Annotated in this window: 1 pseudogene; it reads right to left on the bottom strand. The window is 49.9% G+C overall.

The annotated features are described in order from the left end of the window. Positions 1–401, bottom strand: a pseudogene (locus tag OSC10802_RS51995) (transposase); the annotation flags it as partial.

Raw genomic sequence — 401 nt, 5'->3', positions numbered from 1 at the left:
CTTTGGGCGGGCTAGACTCTGTATTTTCAGACCCGTGGCTCAACTTTTCACGCTCGCTCTTGATGACTTGTTCGACCCTTATAGGGAATGAACGTTTTTCCTGAACACTTACTAATGATAGTGTGAAGAAAGATAGCCCGGTTAAGGATTTGCCATACAGACTAGAAAAGAAGCGCTCAAGTCCGTAGGTTTTTTACCGGCTTTGGTGACGACCACTTCATCTCCTGCCAGAAGATATACTTCAGAACTCCGGTATAAATGCTGGCGAAAAAAGACCCAGAACAGGGTAGCCCAAGGTCGGGCCGTGTGGAAGAATCGTTGGACAGTTCGATAACTCCCACCTGGGCCCGCCCAGCGGGACAGACCCAACATGGTCACTCGCCCTGTCATGGCCAACATTG

It is taken from the genome of Kamptonema formosum PCC 10802, from assembly GCF_000332335.1.
Lineage (GTDB): Bacteria > Cyanobacteriota > Cyanobacteriia > Cyanobacteriales > Oscillatoriaceae > Oscillatoria.
This window is presented reverse-complemented; position numbering and strand designations above follow the sequence as displayed.